This window comes from Changpingibacter yushuensis (assembly GCF_014041995.1).
Lineage (GTDB): Bacteria > Actinomycetota > Actinomycetes > Actinomycetales > Actinomycetaceae > Changpingibacter > Changpingibacter yushuensis.
Genome location: NZ_CP059492.1, coordinates 1,199,437 through 1,219,958, shown reverse-complemented (window position 1 = coordinate 1,219,958; position 20,522 = coordinate 1,199,437). Strand labels below are relative to the sequence as shown.

At 57.9% G+C, this 20,522-nt stretch carries 20 protein-coding genes; 13 read left to right on the top strand and 7 right to left on the bottom strand.

What is annotated here, in order from left to right; all coding sequences use genetic code 11:
• Positions 1 to 60 precede the first annotated feature (60 nt).
• The 3 genes from H2O17_RS05305 (at position 61) to metE (ending at position 4,715) form a co-directional block, all read left to right on the top strand.
• Positions 61 to 900, top strand: coding sequence for a MetQ/NlpA family ABC transporter substrate-binding protein (locus H2O17_RS05305; protein ID WP_182050764.1), 840 nt, complete (start codon positions 61 to 63; stop codon positions 898 to 900).
• Between the two features lie 369 nt (positions 901 to 1,269).
• Positions 1,270 to 2,163: a methylenetetrahydrofolate reductase gene (locus H2O17_RS05300; protein ID WP_182050763.1), complete on the top strand. Its 894-nt coding sequence runs from the start codon at positions 1,270 to 1,272 to the stop codon at positions 2,161 to 2,163.
• A gap of 224 nt (positions 2,164 to 2,387) precedes the next feature.
• A complete protein-coding gene (metE, locus tag H2O17_RS05295) occupies positions 2,388 to 4,715 on the top strand; it encodes a 5-methyltetrahydropteroyltriglutamate--homocysteine S-methyltransferase (protein ID WP_182050762.1) in 2,328 nt (775 codons plus the stop codon).
• Between the two features lie 167 nt (positions 4,716 to 4,882).
• On the opposite strand, the gene H2O17_RS05290 is transcribed toward metE, so the two are convergent.
• Positions 4,883 to 6,400: an MATE family efflux transporter gene (locus H2O17_RS05290; protein WP_182050761.1), complete on the bottom strand. Its 1,518-nt coding sequence runs from the start codon at positions 6,398 to 6,400 to the stop codon at positions 4,883 to 4,885.
• A 288-nt stretch (positions 6,401 to 6,688) separates the two neighbouring features.
• Here H2O17_RS05290 and H2O17_RS05285 point away from each other — a divergent pair, with 288 nt between their 5' ends.
• The 5 genes from H2O17_RS05285 to H2O17_RS05265 all read left to right on the top strand — a co-directional run bounded on the left by H2O17_RS05285 (position 6,689) and on the right by H2O17_RS05265 (position 12,985).
• Positions 6,689 to 8,206 (top strand): ABC transporter permease, encoded by a 1,518-nt coding sequence (locus H2O17_RS05285; protein WP_182050760.1) that lies wholly within the window; start codon positions 6,689 to 6,691, stop codon positions 8,204 to 8,206.
• Entirely contained in the window at positions 8,206 to 8,883 is a 678-nt protein-coding gene (locus H2O17_RS05280; RefSeq protein ID WP_182050759.1) for an ABC transporter ATP-binding protein, read from the top strand. Before H2O17_RS05285 ends, H2O17_RS05280 begins: the two co-directional genes overlap by 1 nt.
• A 215-nt stretch (positions 8,884 to 9,098) precedes the next feature.
• Complete coding sequence (locus H2O17_RS05275) at positions 9,099 to 9,674, top strand: hypothetical protein (protein WP_182050758.1); 576 nt, start codon at positions 9,099 to 9,101, stop codon at positions 9,672 to 9,674.
• A gap of 216 nt (positions 9,675 to 9,890) precedes the next feature.
• Positions 9,891 to 11,282: an MFS transporter gene (locus H2O17_RS05270; protein ID WP_281363076.1), complete on the top strand. Its 1,392-nt coding sequence runs from the start codon at positions 9,891 to 9,893 to the stop codon at positions 11,280 to 11,282.
• Between the two features lie 104 nt (positions 11,283 to 11,386).
• Complete coding sequence (locus H2O17_RS05265; protein ID WP_182050757.1) at positions 11,387 to 12,985, top strand: amidohydrolase; 1,599 nt, start codon at positions 11,387 to 11,389, stop codon at positions 12,983 to 12,985.
• A 6-nt stretch (positions 12,986 to 12,991) separates the two neighbouring features.
• Here the strand turns inward: H2O17_RS05265 and H2O17_RS05260 are convergent, their stop codons facing one another.
• Genes H2O17_RS05260 through H2O17_RS05250 form a run of 3 tightly spaced genes read right to left on the bottom strand, consistent with a single transcriptional unit; the run spans position 12,992 to position 15,037 of the window.
• Positions 12,992 to 14,044, bottom strand: a complete 1,053-nt coding sequence (locus H2O17_RS05260) for a cation diffusion facilitator family transporter (RefSeq protein WP_182050756.1) — start codon at positions 14,042 to 14,044, stop codon at positions 12,992 to 12,994.
• The gene (locus H2O17_RS05255; RefSeq protein WP_220456836.1) at positions 14,041 to 14,535 is read right to left on the bottom strand and encodes a transglycosylase SLT domain-containing protein; all 495 of its coding nucleotides are present in this window, start codon (positions 14,533 to 14,535) and stop codon (positions 14,041 to 14,043) included. The genes H2O17_RS05260 and H2O17_RS05255 overlap by 4 nt, the downstream gene beginning before the upstream one ends.
• On the bottom strand, positions 14,525 to 15,037 hold the full coding sequence (locus H2O17_RS05250) for a DUF6328 family protein (protein WP_182050755.1): 513 nt from the start codon (positions 15,035 to 15,037) through the stop codon (positions 14,525 to 14,527). The genes H2O17_RS05255 and H2O17_RS05250 overlap by 11 nt, the downstream gene beginning before the upstream one ends.
• A 432-nt stretch (positions 15,038 to 15,469) precedes the next feature.
• On the opposite strand from H2O17_RS05250, the gene H2O17_RS05245 reads away from it, so the two are divergent.
• The 5 genes from H2O17_RS05245 (at position 15,470) to H2O17_RS05230 (ending at position 18,341) form a co-directional block, all read left to right on the top strand.
• A complete protein-coding gene (locus H2O17_RS05245; protein WP_182050754.1) occupies positions 15,470 to 15,733 on the top strand; it encodes a DUF7218 family protein in 264 nt (87 codons plus the stop codon).
• A gap of 230 nt (positions 15,734 to 15,963) precedes the next feature.
• The gene (locus tag H2O17_RS05240; protein ID WP_182050753.1) at positions 15,964 to 16,725 is read left to right on the top strand and encodes an ABC transporter ATP-binding protein; all 762 of its coding nucleotides are present in this window, start codon (positions 15,964 to 15,966) and stop codon (positions 16,723 to 16,725) included.
• Complete coding sequence (locus H2O17_RS05235) at positions 16,725 to 17,435, top strand: ABC transporter permease (RefSeq protein WP_182050752.1); 711 nt, start codon at positions 16,725 to 16,727, stop codon at positions 17,433 to 17,435. The genes H2O17_RS05240 and H2O17_RS05235 overlap by 1 nt, the downstream gene beginning before the upstream one ends.
• A 5-nt stretch (positions 17,436 to 17,440) precedes the next feature.
• Positions 17,441 to 17,848: an IS5 family transposase gene (locus tag H2O17_RS11505; RefSeq protein ID WP_246311354.1), complete on the top strand. Its 408-nt coding sequence runs from the start codon at positions 17,441 to 17,443 to the stop codon at positions 17,846 to 17,848.
• Positions 17,742 to 18,341 carry an IS5 family transposase gene (locus tag H2O17_RS05230; protein ID WP_220456834.1) on the top strand — a complete coding sequence of 200 codons (600 nt, stop codon included), beginning with the start codon at positions 17,742 to 17,744 and terminating at the stop codon, positions 18,339 to 18,341. The genes H2O17_RS11505 and H2O17_RS05230 overlap by 107 nt, the downstream gene beginning before the upstream one ends.
• A 42-nt stretch (positions 18,342 to 18,383) precedes the next feature.
• On the opposite strand, the gene H2O17_RS05225 is transcribed toward H2O17_RS05230, so the two are convergent.
• From H2O17_RS05225 to H2O17_RS05215, 3 genes are read right to left on the bottom strand one after another with little or no spacing between them, the layout of a single operon-like run.
• Positions 18,384 to 18,935 (bottom strand): NAD(P)H-dependent oxidoreductase, encoded by a 552-nt coding sequence (locus H2O17_RS05225; protein ID WP_220456833.1) that lies wholly within the window; start codon positions 18,933 to 18,935, stop codon positions 18,384 to 18,386.
• Complete coding sequence (locus tag H2O17_RS05220; protein ID WP_220456832.1) at positions 18,932 to 19,972, bottom strand: LLM class flavin-dependent oxidoreductase; 1,041 nt, start codon at positions 19,970 to 19,972, stop codon at positions 18,932 to 18,934. Before H2O17_RS05220 ends, H2O17_RS05225 begins: the two co-directional genes overlap by 4 nt.
• Positions 19,969 to 20,466: a winged helix-turn-helix transcriptional regulator gene (locus H2O17_RS05215; RefSeq protein WP_182050751.1), complete on the bottom strand. Its 498-nt coding sequence runs from the start codon at positions 20,464 to 20,466 to the stop codon at positions 19,969 to 19,971. The genes H2O17_RS05220 and H2O17_RS05215 overlap by 4 nt, the downstream gene beginning before the upstream one ends.
• Positions 20,467 to 20,522: the final 56 nt, after the last annotated feature.

Below are 20,522 nucleotides of genomic sequence, written 5' to 3'. Positions count from 1 at the left end.
TGTGAACCTGTGCCACAGCACCATCCACACAAAACCACGAATACAAAGGACCCATTTATCATGAAGCGTTTCCGCTCCATTGCTGCCCTCGCAGCCGTTTGCGCACTTGCCCTTTCGGCGTGCTCTTCGAACGATTCCAGTTCGGACTCAACATCAGAATCCTCCGATGCAGTAACGACGATCGTCGTGGGCGCCTCCCCGGTTCCCCACGCTCAGATCCTTCAGTTCGTTCAGGACAACCTTGCTGCTGATGCTGGCCTGAATATTGAGATCACTGAATATCAGGACTACGTGCAGCCAAACGTTGCGCTCGACTCGAAGGAGATCGACGCAAACTACTTCCAGCATCTTCCCTACCTCGAGACGGAGATCGCTGAGAAGGGCTACACATTTGATCACGGCGCCGGAATCCACATCGAGCCCTACGGCGTCTACTCCGACAAGATCACCAGCTTGGACGATCTTCCGGATAACGCAGTTGTCGCAATCACGAACGATCCGTCCAACCAAGCTCGCGCACTCGATCTTCTGGCTACCAACGGCATCATTACGCTCGACGACGTCGATGCCCCGACCATCTACGACATTGCGGACAACCCGAAGAACATCACCTTCCAAGAGGCTGAAGCTCCGGCTGTTGCCAAGCTGCTTCCTGATGTTGACATCGCTATCATCAACGGCAACTACGCACTCGAGAATGGCCTGACTCCTTCCAAGGACGCCATCTACCTCGAGTCCGGTGAAGATAACCCGTACTCCAACGTTCTCGTGTGGAACAGCGAATCTGATGCCGCAACCATCACTGCGGTGAAGAAGCTCGATGAGCTCCTGCACTCCCAGGAAGTCGCAGAATACATCACCGAGACCTGGCCAGACGGAGAAGTTATTCCAGCGTTCTGATCGATAGGGAGTGGGCGATACTCAGTGTTGCCCACTCCCTCATCTCATATATAGACACACATGGGCGGGAACGCCCCAGCATCCATAGGATGTGCGAGAACCGGTCAGTTTACGATGACAACCGGTTTGACTGAATACCCAATGTGGGACCTTCTCAGGAAGGACCCACCCGGCTCGAATGCAATGCCTGTGACAAGGAGGAAACGCACATGTCGAACAACACCTTCACCGACTCCATCCGTTTCACCATCGCCGGGGATTGCCGAATGTCGAGCCCAATGATCTCCATGCGCACTCAGGAGGGCGCACCGCCTTGTTCGGCGGTGCGAAGTGAGCAGTAGCCCTGATTCCCTCAACCGATGCGAGCGCATGCTCTCATTTGAGGTCATGCCTCCCCGATCCGCTGATGTCGAGCCACGCTTCTGGAACACAGTGCACCGGCTATTGGAGGCAGATCCCGATTTTCTTTCGGTAACCTACGGCGCGGCAGGCAAGGACAAGTCCACCGCACGCCACGTGGTGCGGACGTTGGTTCGCGATACTCCGATCCAGCCCATTGCACACCTGACGTGCGTTGGTGCGGATCGCACAGAGATCGCACGCGTCATTTCCTCCTACCTCGATGCAGGTGTACGGACATTCCTTGCACTGCGTGGCGATCCTCCTGCCAATGACCCGGGATGGCGGCCGGCTCCTGACGGCGTGGCGTCAGCCACCGAACTGGTAACGCTGATCCGCGCAATCGAGACCGAACGCATTGCCCGCGACCCCGGCGCAGCCTTGCGCAGCGCATTTAAGCCGCTCACAATCGCTGTTGCTGCCTTCCCTGCCGGAAATCCTGCAGCGGGAACATCACCGCTCCAGGAGATCGAACGATTACTCGTCAAGCAAGCGGCCGGTGCCAGTTTCGCCATAACTCAGCTCTTCTTCGAGTCCGAAACGTACATTTCCTTTGTGGAGCGTGCGCGCAGCTATGGCGTCACCATTCCCATCATGGCGGGCATTCTGCCTCCAACAAGCGCCACTCGCCTTGAACGTATGTCCCAACTAACTTCGGTAGGCGTACCCGATTCGATTCTTCACGACCTCACATCTGCAGGCTCGGAAGAAGAGGCCTACACACGCGGGATTGCCCACGGGCAGCGTTTAGTGCGTGAGGTGCTCGATGCGGGTTCACCAGGAGTCCATGTGTACACGTTCAACCAATCCCGCCCGGCATTGGACATCCTTGCCAGTTTCAGCGAACTGGCTCCGTCCTCCTGACACTTCTGCCATGACCGCCCATGCCCGTGAAATACCATTCCTCAATCCGCTCTTCAATCCGCTTGCGGCGCGCTTGACATCCCTCAAGCGGCGCCACACTCCTAGTTCGACTTTTCCCAGACGGATCTGCCATCACCCCCGGCGCGACCTCGTGGGCCATACCAATACCTCCCGCCACACCCGTGGCCACGTCCGGCGCTTCGGTGCCACAGGAAGAAACCACCATGTCTAGCTCCACCTTTCCCACGGCCACGATCCTTGGCTATCCCCGAATTGGGCGAAACCGCGAGCTCAAGCGAGCGCTCGAATCCTTCTGGGCAGGCCGCACAACAGCGCCACAGCTGTTGGCGAGCACAGATGTTTTGCGCCGTCAGACCTTCGAACGGCTCAGTGAGCTCGGGTTGAACTCCTCCATTGGAGCGATCCCCGATTCTTCCACCCTGTACGACCACGTGCTCGACGCGACCGTATTGCTCGGCGCAATCCCACAACGGTTCAGTGGAGATGCTGTGGAGCTGTATTTCGCTTTGGCGCGCGGCACCCAAGATGCGCCACCGCTCGAGATGACCAAGTGGTTCGACACGAACTACCACTACCTGGTTCCTGAGATCGGCCCCGATACGCCAATCGGCTACGCCGATACCTCCGTAGTAAACCGTTGGGCCAGCGCGTCGGATTGGGGTTGGGTGACACGCCCGGTCCTGGTGGGTCCGGTTACGTATGTGGCACTTGCCAAGGCGGCCGAAGGCGCTCCCGAAGGATGGTCGCCACTTTCTCGGATCGACGACGTCGTCGCCGCATATCAGGACTTGCTCATCCATCTTGCTGGTGCGGGAGTGCCGTGGGTTCAGTTTGACGAACCCGCTTTGGTGACCGACAACCTCGCAACCCCGCGTTCCGAGCTCATTGCTGTGGCCGAGGAGGCCTGGAAGAAGCTCGTAGCGGCACCAGCGCGGCCCGAGATTCTGGTGACCCTGCCCTACGGCGACGGACGCGCTGCCCTGCCCGCAATTGTGCGAAGCGGAGTTGAGGCCGTGCAGCTAGATCTCGTTCGCGGCGAATTGCCCGATCCGGGCAGCGTAGACCTCTCTTCTACCACTCTTGTGGCTGGTGTTGTGGATGGCAGAAACGTCTGGCGCACAGACCTAGCCCGCGCAGAACGTGTTCTGCGTGCCGCACAAGATTTGGCGCCCGCCAGCCTTGCCGTGGCAACTACCAACTCCCTCCAGCACGTGCCACACGATACGGCACTCGAGACATGGGAGGATCCTGAGCTTGATGCCAATTTGCACAGCTGGTTGGCTTTTGCAGACCAGAAGGTGGGTGAGGTAGTCACCTTAGCTCGCGGACTGGAACAGGGTTGGGACGCCATTGCTCGCGAGGTTGCTGAGGCAACACTGGTTCTTGACAAGCGCAAACAAGCTGCGGGGGTTGTGTTGCCCGAAGTTCGTGACCGTGTTGGTGCTCTGGATGATGCCGCGCGTACTCGCGTACCGTTCAGCGAACGTGAACCCCTCCAGACGGCGGCCCTTGGGCTTCCCTCACTGCCCACCACAACCATTGGTTCGTTCCCTCAAACTGCTTCTATTCGCAAGGCCCGCGCAGACCTGGTGGCAGGTCGAATCAATCACGCCGAGTACACTGAACGAATTCGCGAAGAGGTCAGGCACGTCATCGCCTTGCAGGAGGATCTTGGGCTGGACGTATTGGTGCATGGCGAACCCGAGCGAAATGACATGGTTCAGTACTTTGCCGAGCAGCTCGATGGCTTCGCCGCCACCCGCAATGGTTGGGTACAGTCATACGGTTCCCGTTGCACCCGCCCATCTATCCAATGGGGTGACGTTGCCCGTTCCATACCGCTTTCGGTGGAATGGACAACCTTTGCCCAGTCACTGACGGACAAGCCCGTTAAGGGAATGCTGACAGGTCCAGTGACAATCTTGGCGTGGTCCTTCCCGCGGATCGATATTCCACTTTCTGAATCTGCCGATCAGATCGCACTCGCGCTTCGTGAAGAGATTGCCGAGCTCGAAGAGGCAGGCACTGCGGTAATCCAGGTGGACGAACCCGCACTGCGCGAGTTGCTGCCGCTGGACGCCACGAAGCACGCCGCCTACCTCGATTGGTCAGTTTCCTCATTCCGCGCTGCTACTTCCGGCGTGCGCCCTGAAACTCAGATTCACACCCATCTGTGCTACTCCGAGTTTGGCCAGATTCTCGATGCCATTGATGCGCTGGATGCGGACGTCACATCCATCGAAGCCGCTCGTTCACGAATGGAACTCATCCCAGAGCTTGCCGTTCACGGGTTCGGCCGGGCGGTGGGCCCTGGCGTATGGGACATCCACTCACCGCGAGTACCAAGCACGGATGAGTTGATTGAGCTCATCAGTTTGGCAGAGAACACGGTCCCGACCAACCGGCTCTGGATCAACCCAGATTGCGGGCTGAAGACCCGAGATTACCCGGAAACCCTAGCCACCCTGGAGAACCTCGTGGCAGCGGCTACTGCAGTGCGGAACCGGATTGCCGCCGCTTCAACTCGCTGATGCGTCAGCACCACTGATCAGGTACTGATACTGGCAAAGATAAAACGACGACAGCGCTACGGGAATCCTAGCGCTGTCGTCGTTTTGTGTCTGGAGGGAAGTTCGCACGACTGGAAGTTGCCGGGCACGGATGCGGCCGAGCAAAGCTCGCTATCTCGTGTGCATGGCTACTTCACCAAGGCGTCCCCATACGGTTCCAGAATGGCTTCGCTAGGTGCCGCTTCGCGCACATCGCTAGCTAGGTCAGATTCCTCTGCCACCAATGCCATGGGCGCCTCACTCAGCTGTGAGCCCAGCTCCTGTGCGGTGCCACGGCTCTCATTAGAGCCATCACCAATCAACGGCTCGTTAGCCGCACGCGCCTTGAGTTTCTTCTTGGCTGACATCCATGAAGGCAACAGGATAAGCAACGCGCCAAACCATGCCAACGGGTTATCCCAGATAATGCCGACGAACCCGAAGATTCCGCCCAGAACTACGGCAGCCACGATGCGCATACTCAGTTCCAGAATTCCACTGATAGTGGGGATCAGCGTATCTCCCATGCCCTGAAGGCCAGCTCGCGTGACAAATAGAATTCCAAGCAAGAAGTAGAGGGAACCGTTGACCACAAGGTATTCGTGAGCCATGGCGACGACGTCGTCGCTGCCAGAACCCACAAAACCACGGATGATCGGATCACCTGCGGTAATCAAGATAGCTGCCATCGCCAGTGCGATGCCGATGGAGATCCGGCGAGCGTCCCGTACACCCACCAAGATCCGACTGAACAGCCCTGCGCCGTAGTTTTGCGCAACGAAAGTAGAGACGGCAATCCCGATAGAATTGAGGATACCTACGGCCAAACCATCGAGGCGGGCGGCCGTGGTGTATGCCGCAACTGCGTCTTCGCCAATCGTATTTAGCCGGATCTGAACGGCCAGTGCACCGATTGCGATAATCGAAGCCTGGAAACCCATCGGTAAACCGATCTGAAGATGACGGCCGATCTCCTTCATTCCAGGCCGCCAATCCTCGCGCTTAACGCGCAACACCGGAATCGAGCGGCGCAAGTACACGAAGCAGAGAATCACAGAGAGAATCTGAGCAGCCATTGTCGAGGCCGCAGCACCACCCACGCCAAGTCCGGCGAATCCAACGAGGCCCACCACCAGACCCATGTTTACGAAGCATGCAATGACAAGGAAGATGAGTGGCGTGCGGGAATCACCGATCGCACGAATAATCGAGGACAGGTAGTTGAAGAACATTGTGGCCACCGATCCCGCAAAGGTGACGGTGGCAAAGACTGTAGCTTCATCCAGCAACGATTCAGGCGTCTGAAGCAAGACCAGAAGGTCACGCGCGAAGAAAGTGCCGATCGCAGTGATCGCGATGCTGATAGCGCCAGCAAGCACGGTGCCTGCGGCCACCGAACGGCGCACAGCCGCGTAGTCGCCAGCGCCAAAAGCTTGAGCTGTTGGGATGGCAAGACCGCTCGCAGTCCCCCACGCAAATCCCGTCAGGAGAAAGAGAAGCCCACTCGTGGTGCCCACCGCAGCCAGAGCATCCACACCGAGGTGCTGGCCAACCACCATGGCATCGACCACCTGATAGAGCTGCTGGACAACGTTGCCCAGCATGAGCGGTAGCGCGAACAAAAGGATCACGCACCACGGCTTGCCCACGGTGAGGGTCTTCTGCATACGGAAATACTCCAAGTCAAGAAAAAGGTAAGAAGAGGTGTGAGTGTGAACTGGACCATGTTGGACTGTGCCTTGTGGGTGCAAGAACTCCAATTATCCAGCTTCTAGAGAAATCCTACTTTGAGGCGCGACGATGCAACAGTGGCTGATGCGGTGACCTCAACCTCATCCTCATATCGTGCTTTCCGGATCGTCTATTGAGCTTTCCAGTTCATTTACAGGCATCCGTCAGGACTCGGTCAAGAATCTCGAGGAATATTGGGGCCGTAACAGAAAGGAGCCGTGCGAATGCTCATAACGTACGCCCGCAGCGAGTTAGGTAGACGACGCAAACAGACAATCGTCGTTGCCGTAGGACTCGCCATCGCCGTCGCCTTGTTGATGGTAGTCAACTCGGTGTCAGCGGGAGTAAGCAACGCCCAATCAGAAGTTCTCGAATCCGTTTATGGAGTTGGGACTGACATCACCGTGACCGAACGGTCTGAAGAATCAGGCAACCGGGAGTTCGGTGTTAACCCGGACGAAGGTTCCAGCGATAGCGAGGGAAACACGGAGTTCTCTGCGTCTTCACTTCAGACAACTCAGGGAACCCAAGCATTCGATGACTCAACACTATCCACTGTGACGTCAGTGGATGGGGTCGCCGACGCAACCGCAGTACTCACCCTCCAGCAGATGGATCTGGGCGGTTCCATTGCCCCAGGCTCAGAGAGCACGGACGGCACAGATACCTCAGACGGCACCGATGCGTCGGACAGCGCATCTGCCACACCGAGCGCAGGCAGCACTGATGCTCCCGAACCTCCCGCTGGAGACTCCGGTGGCGGCTTTGGCGGCGGCAACTTCAGCCTGAACTCCACCACCGTGACAGGTGTCCAGGTGGGTGCCACTTTAGGCAACCTCTCCACGCTCACGCTTTCGGATGGACGCATGTTTGAAGAGGGCGACGACGGCGAAGACGTCGCGCTCATATCTGCAACCTACGCCGACAACAATGAACTCGCCGTTGGAAGCTCCGTGACTGTGGGTGATAGCGATGTCGAGGTTGTTGGCATCGTGGATTCTTCAGCTTCCAGTATCTCCGACATCTACCTTCCACTGGCCACTGCCCAAACGCTCGCTGACATGGAAGGCCAGATCACATCCATATACGTTCAGGCCTCTGATTCCTCCCAAGTAACCTCGGTTTCCGAGACTCTGACACAAGCTCTACCGGAAGCGACAATTTCCACAGACCAGACCCTTGCCGAATCGGTCACCGGTTCCCTCTCATCGGCTTCCTCTCTGGTGGGTTCCCTCGGGCTTTGGCTATCTATTGCGGTGCTCGTGGTGGCATTCGGTTTGGCCGTGCTGTTCACCGTTTCGGGAGTGAACCAGCGTATTCGAGACTTCGGAACGCTGAAGGCAATCGGTTGGTCAAACAAACGAGTGGTCGGTCAAGTGGCGGTGGAGTCGATGCTCCGCGCTGCAATCGGCGCAATTGCGGGTGTGGTGCTTGGCCTCATCACCATCATCGTCTTGAACCTCATGGGCATTACACTTTCAGGTTCCACAGGTGGGTTCTCAATGCAAGGCGGCGGGGGTGGCGGCGGCGGATCCGCACCATCTGATCTGCCCTCAGGCATGGGAGAGGCGGTCAACTCCGCATCCAATGCAGTAGATGTTGTGCTTCACAGCCCAGTCAGTATTGAACTGATCCTCATCGGCGTGGGGGCCGCTTTGGTCGGAGGACTCCTCGCAGGGATTATCGGTGGCTGGCGCGCAGCTAAGCTTCGCCCCGCTGAAGCACTTAGGAGCGTCAACTGATGTACACACTCACAAACGTCACAAAGACCTATGAGGGTCGCAACAAAGTGACCGCGCTCAACAATGTCAATCTGACCATTCCTGATGGCCAGATGGTGGCAATCGAGGGCCCCACTGGAGGAGGCAAGTCCACCCTTCTTCAAATGCTTGGTGCACTGGATGTCCCAACTCAGGGCAGCATTCTGTTGGGAGACGTTGAACTCTCCAAGGCGAATGAGAAGGATCTGACCCAGATCCGCGCCGATCGCGTGGGAATCGTGTTTCAGAACTTCAACCTCATCCAGACGCTTTCCGCATTGGAGAACGTGGAGATGGCTTTGGTTCCAGCCAAAATGCCAGCCGATGAACGCAAAGAACGCGCCATGGAGGCATTGGCCAGCGTAAACATGGACAACCGCGCTGGCCATCTTCCTGGAGAACTATCTGGAGGGCAGCAGCAGCGAGTGGCGATCGCCCGCGCACTCGTCAAACATCCACCCGTGCTTCTAGCTGACGAACCAACCGGCAACCTAGACGTCACAACGCGCGATGAGATTCTGCATCTCTTGCACGATCGGTGGAGGAATGACAACCTCACGGTCATCATGGTCACCCATGATCCACGCGTTGCTGATAGTGCTCAGCGCCGCCTGCGCATAGAACATGGCGTGGTCCGGGAAACGAAGGCCGCGAAATGACCACGGCTATTGATAGCTAATCACTGGTCTAGCCACAACGGCTTGGACTCTTAGGGAGGTATTCCCACATGGCTGGGGTCTGCGCACGGAGCGCAGACCCCAGCCATTCCCAGTTTCTTCCCTGACTTCATGGGGCCCACGGCCAGTTTGCGGGTCTACGCTAGTGATCAACACGCGACCAAGCTGGCACGCACAGAAAGCTCGAAAGGCTCCCCGTGAAATCCTCCACATCCGCCAAATCCTCCGTAGCATCAGCCGTGATCTCCTGGGTTCTCTCCCTCGGCTCAATCATCGGCGGCGTTGCACTCTTCATCTCCGGAAGGTCGGTCACAGTGACCGCTCAGACCGGCGCAAATGAAGGAACCATTACCGATGCCACCGAGTACTACACAAAGATCACCAATGGTGACACCTCCGTCACCTTGGCCGCAGCGCTCATCGCTGCTGGCATTATCGGATTGATCATTACACTTTCGCAGTACAGCAAGCCTGCTGTGATTGTGGCCGGTGCTGCAGCTGCGCCGCTCGCATGGGAGGGTGCAAACGAAGACTTTTCCTCTTTCGATTCTGAGTACACCAGTGAACCTGATGGCGCCACAAACACTTACGCAGCGGATGCCGATGACGATCTCGAAGATGGAGACATCGTGATCACCGACGCCGTCGTCGTTGAAGAAGTTGGCGATCTGGACGTATCTGATGAAGAAGAACCTGTTGCGGAGAAGGCCACGGCTGACGATCTTGCACACAGTGAAGCAGACGAGGATCGAGAGGCAACTCCAAAGAACTGACATGCGTCAGTAGCGTTCTGACAAGGCCCGGGAAGACGCGCAGCAGCGCCATTTCCCGGGCCTTGTCTGTCCCCTCACACTCGCCAGATCAATTCGAGGCCCGGCACACGAAACACATAGGCTTTTGTAGTGCCCCATGACTCCAGTTCCGTTGCGCCCGAGCGCCCGCATGCAGCTTTTCGTCCACACTCCGTCGCTTCCTATGATTCATCGGTCGTGATTCGAAAGGAGCCGGAAGGCAACGGTGCGGGCACCGAGTTGTTAGCCGGAACTGCGATAGACCAGCGCGCTTCGATGCCTAAATCCTCAGCGGATTCGGCCATCAGCCCGGAGCTTCAGGCGCCACCCAAGCACACGAGTCTTAGCCGTAACCGTGGGTTCATGAACCTGTGGGCAGGTGAAACCGCAAGCCAATTCGGGTTCCAGATCGCCGGACTTGCCACTAGCGCAATAGCAATTACTTTGCTTGATGCGACGAATCGGCAAATTGGTGTGCTTTCTGCGCTGCAGACAGTCGCTTTCCTCCTCATCGGACTACCAGCTGGTGCGTGGGTAGACCGGTGGCGCAAGCGCCGCACGATGATTGCCGCCGACGTCGTGCGCGTCATAGCTTTGGCTTCCATCCCTCTTGCGTGGTGGTTTGGGGCGCTCACCATTGGGCATCTGATGGCTGTGGCAGCAATCTTGGGGTTCGCCACAGTGTTCTTTGACGTCTCCTACCAGTCATTTGTGCCAGCCATTGTGGGACCTGAACACATCGGGGAAGCCAATGGTCGAATGGAAGCATCATTCCAGGTTGCCAGGGTGGGCGGGCCTGGGTTGGCCGGTTGGCTGCTCGGCGTCATGGCGGCGCCCTTCGCCTACCTTTTGACCGCCGGTACGTATGCCCTCTCGGCAATTGCCATTTCGCGCATTCCCGGCAAGGAGCGCAAGCCACAGGCCCCCAAGGATTCCAAGTTGCGCGATCAAGTGCGCGAGGGCATTGATTATGTGCGCGGCGAACGCCTTCTCGGCCCACTCTTCTTGTGCATATCTGCTGGCGCACTGGCCGGTCAGGGTGTTGGAACTCTGCTTCCCATCCTTGCCCTCCGCGAACTAGGGATGAGCGCCACCACGCTTGGCACACTGCTCTCACTTGGAGCAGTCGGTGGAATACTCGGTGCCACCTGCCGCCCGTGGTTCATCCGCCACGTGGGAGAAGGTCACACCATCGTGGTATGCAACGTTCTGGGCGTGTTGGCCTATCTCGGCCTTCCGCTCGCTGCACTTGTTCCAGCACACGCTTCAGTGGTGTTGGTTGTCTCAAACATCGTGACTTCCTTCTTCTTGACCATCTACAACATCACTCAGATGAGCCTGCGCCAGCGCATCTGCCCACTCCCCCTACTTGGCCGCCTCAACGCAACCTTCCGCTTTGCGGTGTGGGGAGTCATGCCAATCGGCGCGCTTCTCGCAGGAATCATTGCCAACTCGCTCGGCGTAGTAGCCGCAATGTACATCTTCATCGGTGGAACAGTTGTAGCGGGCCTTGCGATGGCCTTCACGCCGGTAGTTAGAATCAATCGGGTCAACACACCAGTGCCCAGAGATATGGTGGGCGCCGCGTAGTTCGCTGCGGTAACAGGATGGCAATGCTCTCGCACACCCCGTATGTGAGTATTCACGAACAACACAACTCAAGCGCACCCTCCACGACTTTCGGAGAACGGCATATGACCACGTACTACACTGCAGACAAGATCTTCACAGGCCAGGACGAAACCACATTCGCAACAGCTTTTGCGGTTGAAGATGGACATTTCACGTGGGTAGGTGAGGCGCGCGACCTGCCTTCTGGCGTCGACGTCGTTGTTCTTAACGGTCCCGTGCTCCCCGGATTCCTTGACGTGCATACTCACGCCACGCTGGTGGCCAACTTCGTCAACGCCGTGGCGTGCACGGTTCCTGTAGTCACTGATATTCCCTCACTTATTGCTGCCCTACGCGCTCATCCCAACACTGGGGCAGGCGCCTCCACGTGGATCGAAGGTTGGGGATACGACGAATCCAAGCTGGCTGAACACCGCACGCCAACTCGCCACGATTTGGACCTCGTATCCACCACGCAACCTGTATATGTGCAGCGCTCCGACTGCCATTCCGGAATTTGCAACACAAAGGCGCTTGAACTGGCCGGTATTGACGCATCCACACCCGATCCCGAAGGGGCGGCTTTTGGCCGGGAGGCCGACGGCGTCACTCCAAACGGGATCCTGATAGAACATGGTGCAAATCAACGTGTTCTTCAAGCCAAGGGTTCGGCTGGTTTCGATGCGGACGCTCGGGCATTGGCCGCCACAACGCGGCACTTTGCCGAACGCGGGATTGTGGGCATAACGGACATGTTTTGCATTCCCACCCGGTACGACCACCGCGATCTGTTCCGGGCAGCTCAGCAGGAGGGGCTACGCCAGTCTGCGCGCATTTACTACGATTTTGCGACCATCCAAGTGCATCCGATACGTCCAATCATTGAACAGGACAAGGCGGGCCGCGTGGCTGTTGCGGGCATTAAGCTGTTTGCGGATGGTGCCATTTCCAACCGCACCGGGTGGATGCGTACGCCTTACAAAGGCTCAAGCAACGAATGTGGAATGAGCACCGCGCCCACATCTCTCATGCAAGCGGCTCTCAGTTACGCACGGGAATATGGCCTGCAGATTGCGTTCCATGCGATGGGTGACAGAGCGATAGAATCGCTCGTGGACTTCTTCGGTGACCTTGACCCGTGGCTCACGGACGTCCCGAGCGTCCGCATTGAACATGCGAGCATCATGGACCCTGCGCTTATCCAGAGGATTTATGAGGCGCGCATGAACTTCGGGGTAGTCACTAACGTGGACTTCCTATATGCGGAATACGATTCCTACAGTGAGAACCTCACAGAAAGCCAACTCGCTTGCGCTTACCCTGTTAGGGACGAGTTCGATGTACTCGAGAATCTCGCTCTGGCCTCAGACTGCCCAGCAACAACATGGGCGGATCCAGATGATGTCTTCATGTCTATTCATGCTGCCGTCAACCGCACTGCTTACAACGGCGCACCTATCAATCACGCCCAGGCCATCACTGTGGAACAAGCCGTTTTGCTCTACACGGGTAAGGCGCGCACCTTGTTGGACTTCCCTCAGCTCGGCAGCATCGAACCGGGCAAGGAGGCCTCTTTCATCACGGTATCCCAAGATATCTTTAGCGAACCCACCGAGCTGATAAAAGATACCGTAGTGACGAATACGTGGATTCAAGGGGACAGCATTTACTGCCGCGCCTGAGGGCGCTCATTGTGATTGTCTTCTCCTCAATCGTCCACGAATCACACTGCCCCGAGCGACCTCACGTTGGTCCGATGGAACGCCACGCCACACCTCAGGTGGCAAAGGATCTGTGGGAACGACGACGACGTCCTGTATCTTCCAGTCGAGGTTCCCCACACCCTGAGCAATGCGCGCCATGTCTTCAAGTGAAACGTGGGATGAGGTGGGCGTGACAAAGGCCTCGACATGAAAGACCTGGCCCTGATCCCGCATGCGAATCCCCGCTTTGAGAATCCCTGACTGTGACTCAAGGTATTCGACAATCTGAGTTGCCAACGGGTGTACCTCGCTGTCGTCAAACTGCCGGGCGGTCTGGTCCATGAGATCAAGGATGGCCGACCGCGCATTAGTGAATCCGTCGCGCATGATTCCGATTGAGATGAACAAGGCGGCGGCGCCGTCGAGCCACCATACACCCAGTCCGGTGCCTAGCACACCGACGATCGAGGCAGCGTTCGTATGCCAATCCGCCTTTGCCATATCGGCGTCGGCGAACAGCAACTTGTTGTGCAGTTCGGGCGCTAATCGGGCTTTTGCAGGTCCGTACAGGAACAGCGGACCGACCACAATGAGTACCATAACGGCGATCATGAGCCAGCCGAGCCAGACAGTATGGTGAAGGAGATTCACCGTGCCGATTGTGGGGTGATCGCCTGCTATCAAACCAGTGATTGCTTCCCACGCAAGGTTGGTCCCGACCGCGGCGAGCGCTACTCCCGCGACCAAGTGGCCGGTGCCCATGGCTCTGTGCATGCCATAAGGATGCGCACGGGTGGGCGGCCGCTTCACATACCGCATCGCCACCAGGAAAGAGATCTGGGGAATGAGTGAGAGGATGTCCTCTACCCAAGCCGTCTTCATTGCTTGGGAGCTGCCAAGTACCTGTGCCACAACCACGATCGTGCATGTGGTGTAGGCAATGGTGAAGATCTGCCAGCGCACCGCTTTGTGCAAAGCGACTTGTTGTGTGAGCGGTAAGCCCTCGTGAGCCGCCTGATAGAACCCGGCAGTAGTCATTGCGACTCCTTTCCATCTAGGAAAGCCTCCAGGCTGCCAAGCAACGCGTTTTCACCAGCGGGTACAAGCATCACGATCTCGCGGCCTTCCATCCCCGGAAGTCCGTGATACGCACGTGTGACCGCCGCTCTATCCATCCATGCCGTCGCTCCGGTGAATCCACCAACTGCGATGTCAATCGTGCCATCTTCGAGCATCGTCACAAGAGTCTCCTCACCGGCCACAGTCCAGGACGTTTGCGCCCGGAGGCTCGCCGAAAACTCTTCGATGATTCTGTACAACGGTCCAGAGAGTTCGTCGCCCGATTCGCGGATCAAACCTGGTTCCACCGAAGCACCGACCCGCAGCGTACCGTTTGTCACCTCCTCAAGCGCGCCGTTGGGGTCTGCGGGAGTCTGAACGTTGCAAGCAGCCAATGCCAAAGCTGCCGCACATGCCAGTATCGTCTTCTTGGCGCATGCTCCAACTCGCAGGCATCGTTCACGTGGCAACGGAGTTCCCTCCGTCTTCTTTTGAGGATCGGGAGGTCAACGGAAGGCTAACCCACAGAAGGAAGTTCAGCGCCAGCCCCACAATGAGCGCGATCACGCCTTCAGTACGCCCAAGGACGAAGTCGAAAATCAGTGCTGTCACGCCAGCGGTCAGCGCCGCGACAACGGCAAGGTTGACTCTCAGCAAACGAGTACCTGCCGCCACCACGCGTTCCTTCATCAGTTTGCCGAAGTACCTGCGATGCAACATAACAAGAGCAAGTGACAACGACGTCGCTACGCCTGCAAGCGCAACGAGGACAAGGTAGAGATCGCGTTGCACAGCATCTAGATCGGTGAATCGTGGCTGAAAAGCCACTGCGAGCAGGAAACCTCCGAGAATCTGCGTACACGTCTGAGTTACTCGAACCTCTTGAAGGAGGTCGTTCCAGTTGCGGTCTGCGCGCTGGTTGGGTGTCTCTTCCCGGCCGTCCGGCCGAATAGAATCCGCCTGCTCGCTCATCTGTTCCCCCTTCACGGATCACGTTCCGGGCCTCGCAGCACAGCCAGCTTCGGCAGCTGCGGGTCAGCCGCGTTTCCGCGTCCATAGGCATGCTGAGTAACTAGTCTTGGGTTCAAGGTTGACCTCAGCATAGTCGCGTTATGTCGCCCCTCCAAGGGGTGATGTTATGTAGGTAAACGGCATGGTCGAACGGTTGCCTCGCTCATGAATACGCATGGTTGGTGGGCCGCCTGAGGCAGATTCGTACTTCTTTCCCGGCGCGCCTCTTCCACCGGCTCCCCTCTTCCACCGGCTCCCCTCTTCCACCGGCTCCCCTCTTCCGCCCTTCTCCTGCGCTGCCGGGTTCGCATAGGCTGCTGGTGAGTGGCTCGGAGACGGATCGATCCATACTCGGTCTTTTCGCTCCTCGCCAACAATTACAAGGAGGGCAAGATGACACCGAGTAAACCATCACTCAAAGATGTTGAACTCTATGAACGCCTTCGTAAGGACGGCGCTTCACAAGAGAAGGCTGCGCGAATATCCAATGCCGCAGCAAAGGAAGGGCGGTCCACCATCGGCCGACGTGGCGCAACCGCTGAAGACTACGAGGATCGCACGGTCAAGGAACTACGCGAACGCGCCAAAGAACTTGGCTTGACCGGCTACTCCCGTTTGAAGAAGCAAGACCTCATCACGAGACTTCGCAACCACTAGGAGCCGCGCGCAACTGTCTTGGAAGAGAACCGCCAGCCACGCACTGTCCGGCATCCCGCACTAGGTCTGGCGAAGGCATGGCTTCGATTTCCGGAGAGACGATCATTTATCCACCGCCATGCAAGGTAGATCTAGCTCCACCTCGGATGTAGCCCCGGCACGATTGTTCACACTGTCAAACACCGATTGACTGAGAACATCAGAAAAAACTCTTACAAGGAGAACAAGCCGTGAGCAATCTACCGCTCCAAAGTCCGTTGCCAGACCAGCAGGCTGGGTCTCACCGCCCGGTTGTTGCACTCTCAGGTGTCACAAAAGTGTTTGGAGAAAGCAGCATTGCGGTCACAGCACTAAACAACGTCTCCATCTCCTTCCGAGAGCGCGAATTCACTGCAATCATGGGTCCCTCGGGATCGGGCAAATCCACTATGTTGCATTTGCTTGCCGGTCTAGATTCGGCTTCTTCTGGATCCGTGACCGTTGAAGGTACTGACCTCACCACATTAGGCGACGACGAGCTGACCAAGCTTCGCCGCGATCGCATCGGTTTTGTGTTCCAGAGCTTCAATCTGGTGCCCACGCTGGATGCCAAAGCCAACATTGAGCTTCCGCTCCGACTGGCGGGCAAGAGTGCTGACGATCAATGGAAGCAGCAGATCATCACGGCTTTGGGTTTGCAGGAGCGGTTAACACACAAGCCATCACAGCTATCTGGAGGCCAACAACAGCGAGTCGCAATCGCTCGCGCACTTCTCATGCAGCCGGCGGTGATTGTTGCTGACGAACCCACGGGCAACCTTGATTCTGCAGCGTCACACGAGGTGCTTTCCCTCTTGCGTCAAGCTGTAGAGCAGTTTGGCCAGACAGTCATCATGGTCACCCATGACTACCGGGCAGCGGCAATGGCCGACCGCGTTGTGGTGGTCCAAGACGGCCGCATCGTGGCTGATCTGGAACACCCCACCACTGAAGCGATTGCGCAGGTCGCCTGATGCGGAGCCTTCTTCTCAACAACCTTCGCGCCCACGCACGTCGGTATGTTGCAACCGGGGTGGCAATTGCCATTTCGGTCGCATTCGTGCTTGCAGCTTTGTCATTTGGAGTGGCCATCAAGGATTCTCTCTCCCAAGGTGTCCGGGACACTTACGAGGGATCAAGCGTAGTGATCGACGTAAGCGGAGGGGATATCACCGACCAACAACTTGCTGCAGCATCTGACACTGTGCGTGGTGTTGATGGCGTGAACGCAGTGATTGTCCAAAGAGTGACGTATCTGGAGCTTTCTCATAACGGAAAGCGGCTCGGCGCTTCTGTCAAGTCTGGAAATCTCGCACCTTTGCACCAGCCGAAGCTCTCTGAGGGCACGATGCCTTCGGATTCAGGCACAATTGCAATCCCCACCAGTACGGCTGATGCCCTTGGCCTGAAGGTTGGAGATAAGGTACACGTCGCTACCGCAATGTCCTCTGAATCTATGGATATGGATTTGACGGTGAGCGGCCTAGTAGATGCTGGTGGGCTACTTTCCAATGCCACCGCAGTAACCAATGATCAAAACGCGCTAGAAGGTGGATACGTCAGCAAAGTGTTCGTCATTGCCAACCAAGGAGTTGACGCTAGCGAACTGACAACACGCATCGCAGCGAAGCTAGGGCGTGTCTCCTATTTGGGGTGTGAGGCTCGCCCGATACTGGTCAGGTGAGTGAGATGACCCGGTTTGAGGCCTTGACCGATGAGCAGTGGGAGCGGATCTCCCCTCTCTTGCCGTCCAACGAGGGCAGGAAGGGACGTCCGTTCACCAACAACCGGAGGATCGTCAACGGAATCATCTACCGGTATCGCACGGGGATCCCGTGGAGGGACCTTCCCCGGGAGCAGTACGGGCCGTGGCAGACGGTGTGGAAGAGGCATCGCTCGTATGCACGCCGAGGCGTGTGGGACCATGTGCTCTCCCAAGTCATCTCCCAGGCGGAGGAGGCGGGGAAGGTGGACTGGGCGGTCAGCATCGATGCGACGATCAATCGCGCTCACCAGCACGCCACCAACACCAAGCGCCCCGAGCAGGACACAGGGGGCACGATCGAACTACAAGAGATCTCCCACCGGGGAGGATGAACCCGCAGGTCACGGCATTGGCCGGTCCCGAGGCGGGTTGACCACGAAGATCCACCAGGTCGTGGACGGACGCGGCCTTCCACTCGCCATGGTGGTCACTGGCGGGCAACGCAACGATGGCGTGATGCTCAAGGACACCCTGGAAGACATCTACGTTCCCCGACCCACCGGCAGGCCTCGCACCACACCCGAGGTGGTCCTGACTGATCGCGGGTACACCTGCGGTGTGAACCGCCGCTACCTGCGTGGTCGCCACATCAAGGCGGTGATCCCCCAGAAGAAGAACGAGATCGCAGCTCGCCAGAAGAAGGGCTCCCAGGGCGGTAGGCCACCCGCCCTCGACACTGAGGCCTACAAGGCCAGGAACGTCGTGGAGCGCTCCTTCAACAGCGTCAAGCAATGGCGAGGACTGGCCACCAGATACGACAAGCTCGCCACCACCTACCGCTCAGCCACAGTCCTCCACGCCATCCTCCAATGGCTCAAGACATAGGAGACATGGCCTAGCTCTCCCTCATGGTCGATGACGAAGAACTCAAGCCACAGTGGAGATCTTCAGCTTCAGCAGAGGAATGAGATCGTTGACTGCAACGCGTTCTCGGGTATAGACGGAGGCGTCGAGAATCTCCGTGCCGTCGAAGGCTGCCGACTCCACATAGACGCCTGTGGGCGCCACCCACGCTTGGAAGAATCCGAAAAGTGGACGCAGGACTTGATCTATGACGAGGGAGTGACGCTCCGAACCGCCCGTGGCCATGAGCAACACAGGTTTTGCAGCCAAAGCGTACTGGTCCACGAGGTCAAAGAAATGCTTGACCATTCCTGGGTATGCGCCGCGATACACCGGGACCGATACGATGAGAAGGTCTGCCTGTTCCACGGAACGAAGTGTGGTTTCGGCGGCGGCGTCCACATCGTCGCGTGTGATGGCGCCCGTCAGACCCGGTCCAATCGCATACGGTGCGACTTTTTCTGCTTGCACATCAAAAGTTTCCCGCAGCTCCGCGAGCGCGAGATTCCCGAGCGTGCCGGAGCGAGAAGGAACGTTCGGGCTTCCATTGACGACGACGACGTGGATCTGGTTCACTTCGAGGTCTCCGTGCGCAATACGGGTGCCACTTCGGTTCCGAGCAGCTCGATGGCACGCAGATGTTCGCGTTGGGGAACGCCACCAAAGCCCATCTGCAGCATGATGCGATCAATGCCGTATACCGCGCGATAGGTCATGATCTTGTCGATGACCTCCTGCGGGCTGCCGACCACCGGCATTCCGGCCGGGGTGGCCTGTGCATTGAAAGCTGCGCGTGGCATGTCAAAACCGACCCCACGTTGATGATTGTTCTCGCTCATCCCGCGGGAGAAGTAAGTGAACATGGTGTCGCGGGCGGACTGGCTGGTTTCGCCGACGAAACCATGCACGCTTGCACCGACGCGCAGCTGGCTCTCAGGGATTCCCGCCTGCTCTGTACCCATACGGTAGTAGTCAACCATCTGTGCATGGGCACCCAATGGCCCTACGAGAAATGCAATCATCATGGGTATGCCGCGAAGGCCGGCATGATATCCGGAGGCCGGCGTTCCGCCCACTGCTTGCCAGATGGGAAGTGGATTCTGGAGTGCTCGCGGCGCGATGTCTGCGTCCACTAGTTCCGGGCGCAATGTGCCGCTCCAACTGATCGGGTTCTCGGAGCAGATCTTCAGCAGAAGGTCCAGTTTCTCATCGAATAGCTCGTTGTAGTCCTGCAGGTCGTATCCGAACAGTGGAAAGGATTCCGTGTACGAACCGCGCCCAGCCATGATTTCTGCCCGGCCGTCCGTCAGAAGGTCGAGCGTTGCGTACTGTTCATACACACGGACAGGGTCGTCGCTGGAGAGCACCGTGACAGCACTGGTCAGGCGAATGTTCTTCGTAACTGTTGCCGCACCGGCCAGGAGGACGGCCGTGGCTGAGGCAATGAAGTCGCCACGGTGATGTTCCCCCACACCGAAGATGTCCAGGCCCACCTCATCTGCGAGCCGGGCCTGTTCGATCGTATCGAGCACACGTTGGCGCGGGCTCGGTGTCTGGCCGGTAATCGGGTCCGTGGTCACTTCACCGAACGTGAGTGCGCCAACTTCCATCATCGGGAGGTCTCCTTTTTCGATATGTCTGCTCCATGAGCGTTTGGTTCAAGAGATTCGAGGTGTTCTGCTGCGGATGTGACCAAGCGATGCGATGGGCTGGCAGGCGATTCCACAGTGGATGACCCGGCGGCGGGTACGCCCAAGTAGTCCTGGCCCCACGCTGTCAACTGATCCAGGATGGGAGCAAGCGCCTGCCCAGACTCGCTGAGGTGGTAGCGCACCGAGGGTGGCCGAGCATCCTTGACCACGCGGGTGAGGAGGCCATCCACTTCGAGTTCGCGAAGCCTGCGAGCCAAGACCGCATCTGAAAGCGAAGGGGCATAGCGAGAGATGTCGCTGAATGTGTAACACCCGTTCGCGATTGCACCAATGATGAGGCCACTCCACCGTTTTCCAACAACGTCCATCGCTGCGACGAACGACGGGCACGCGCCGAGTGCTGCGGCACTTGCGCGTTCCACATCCGGTGCGCTCACTTCATTTGAGGTACTCACAAAATATGAGTATGGCACGGGTGCTTGCCACCGGCAACTCAATGCTGCGCTCCACA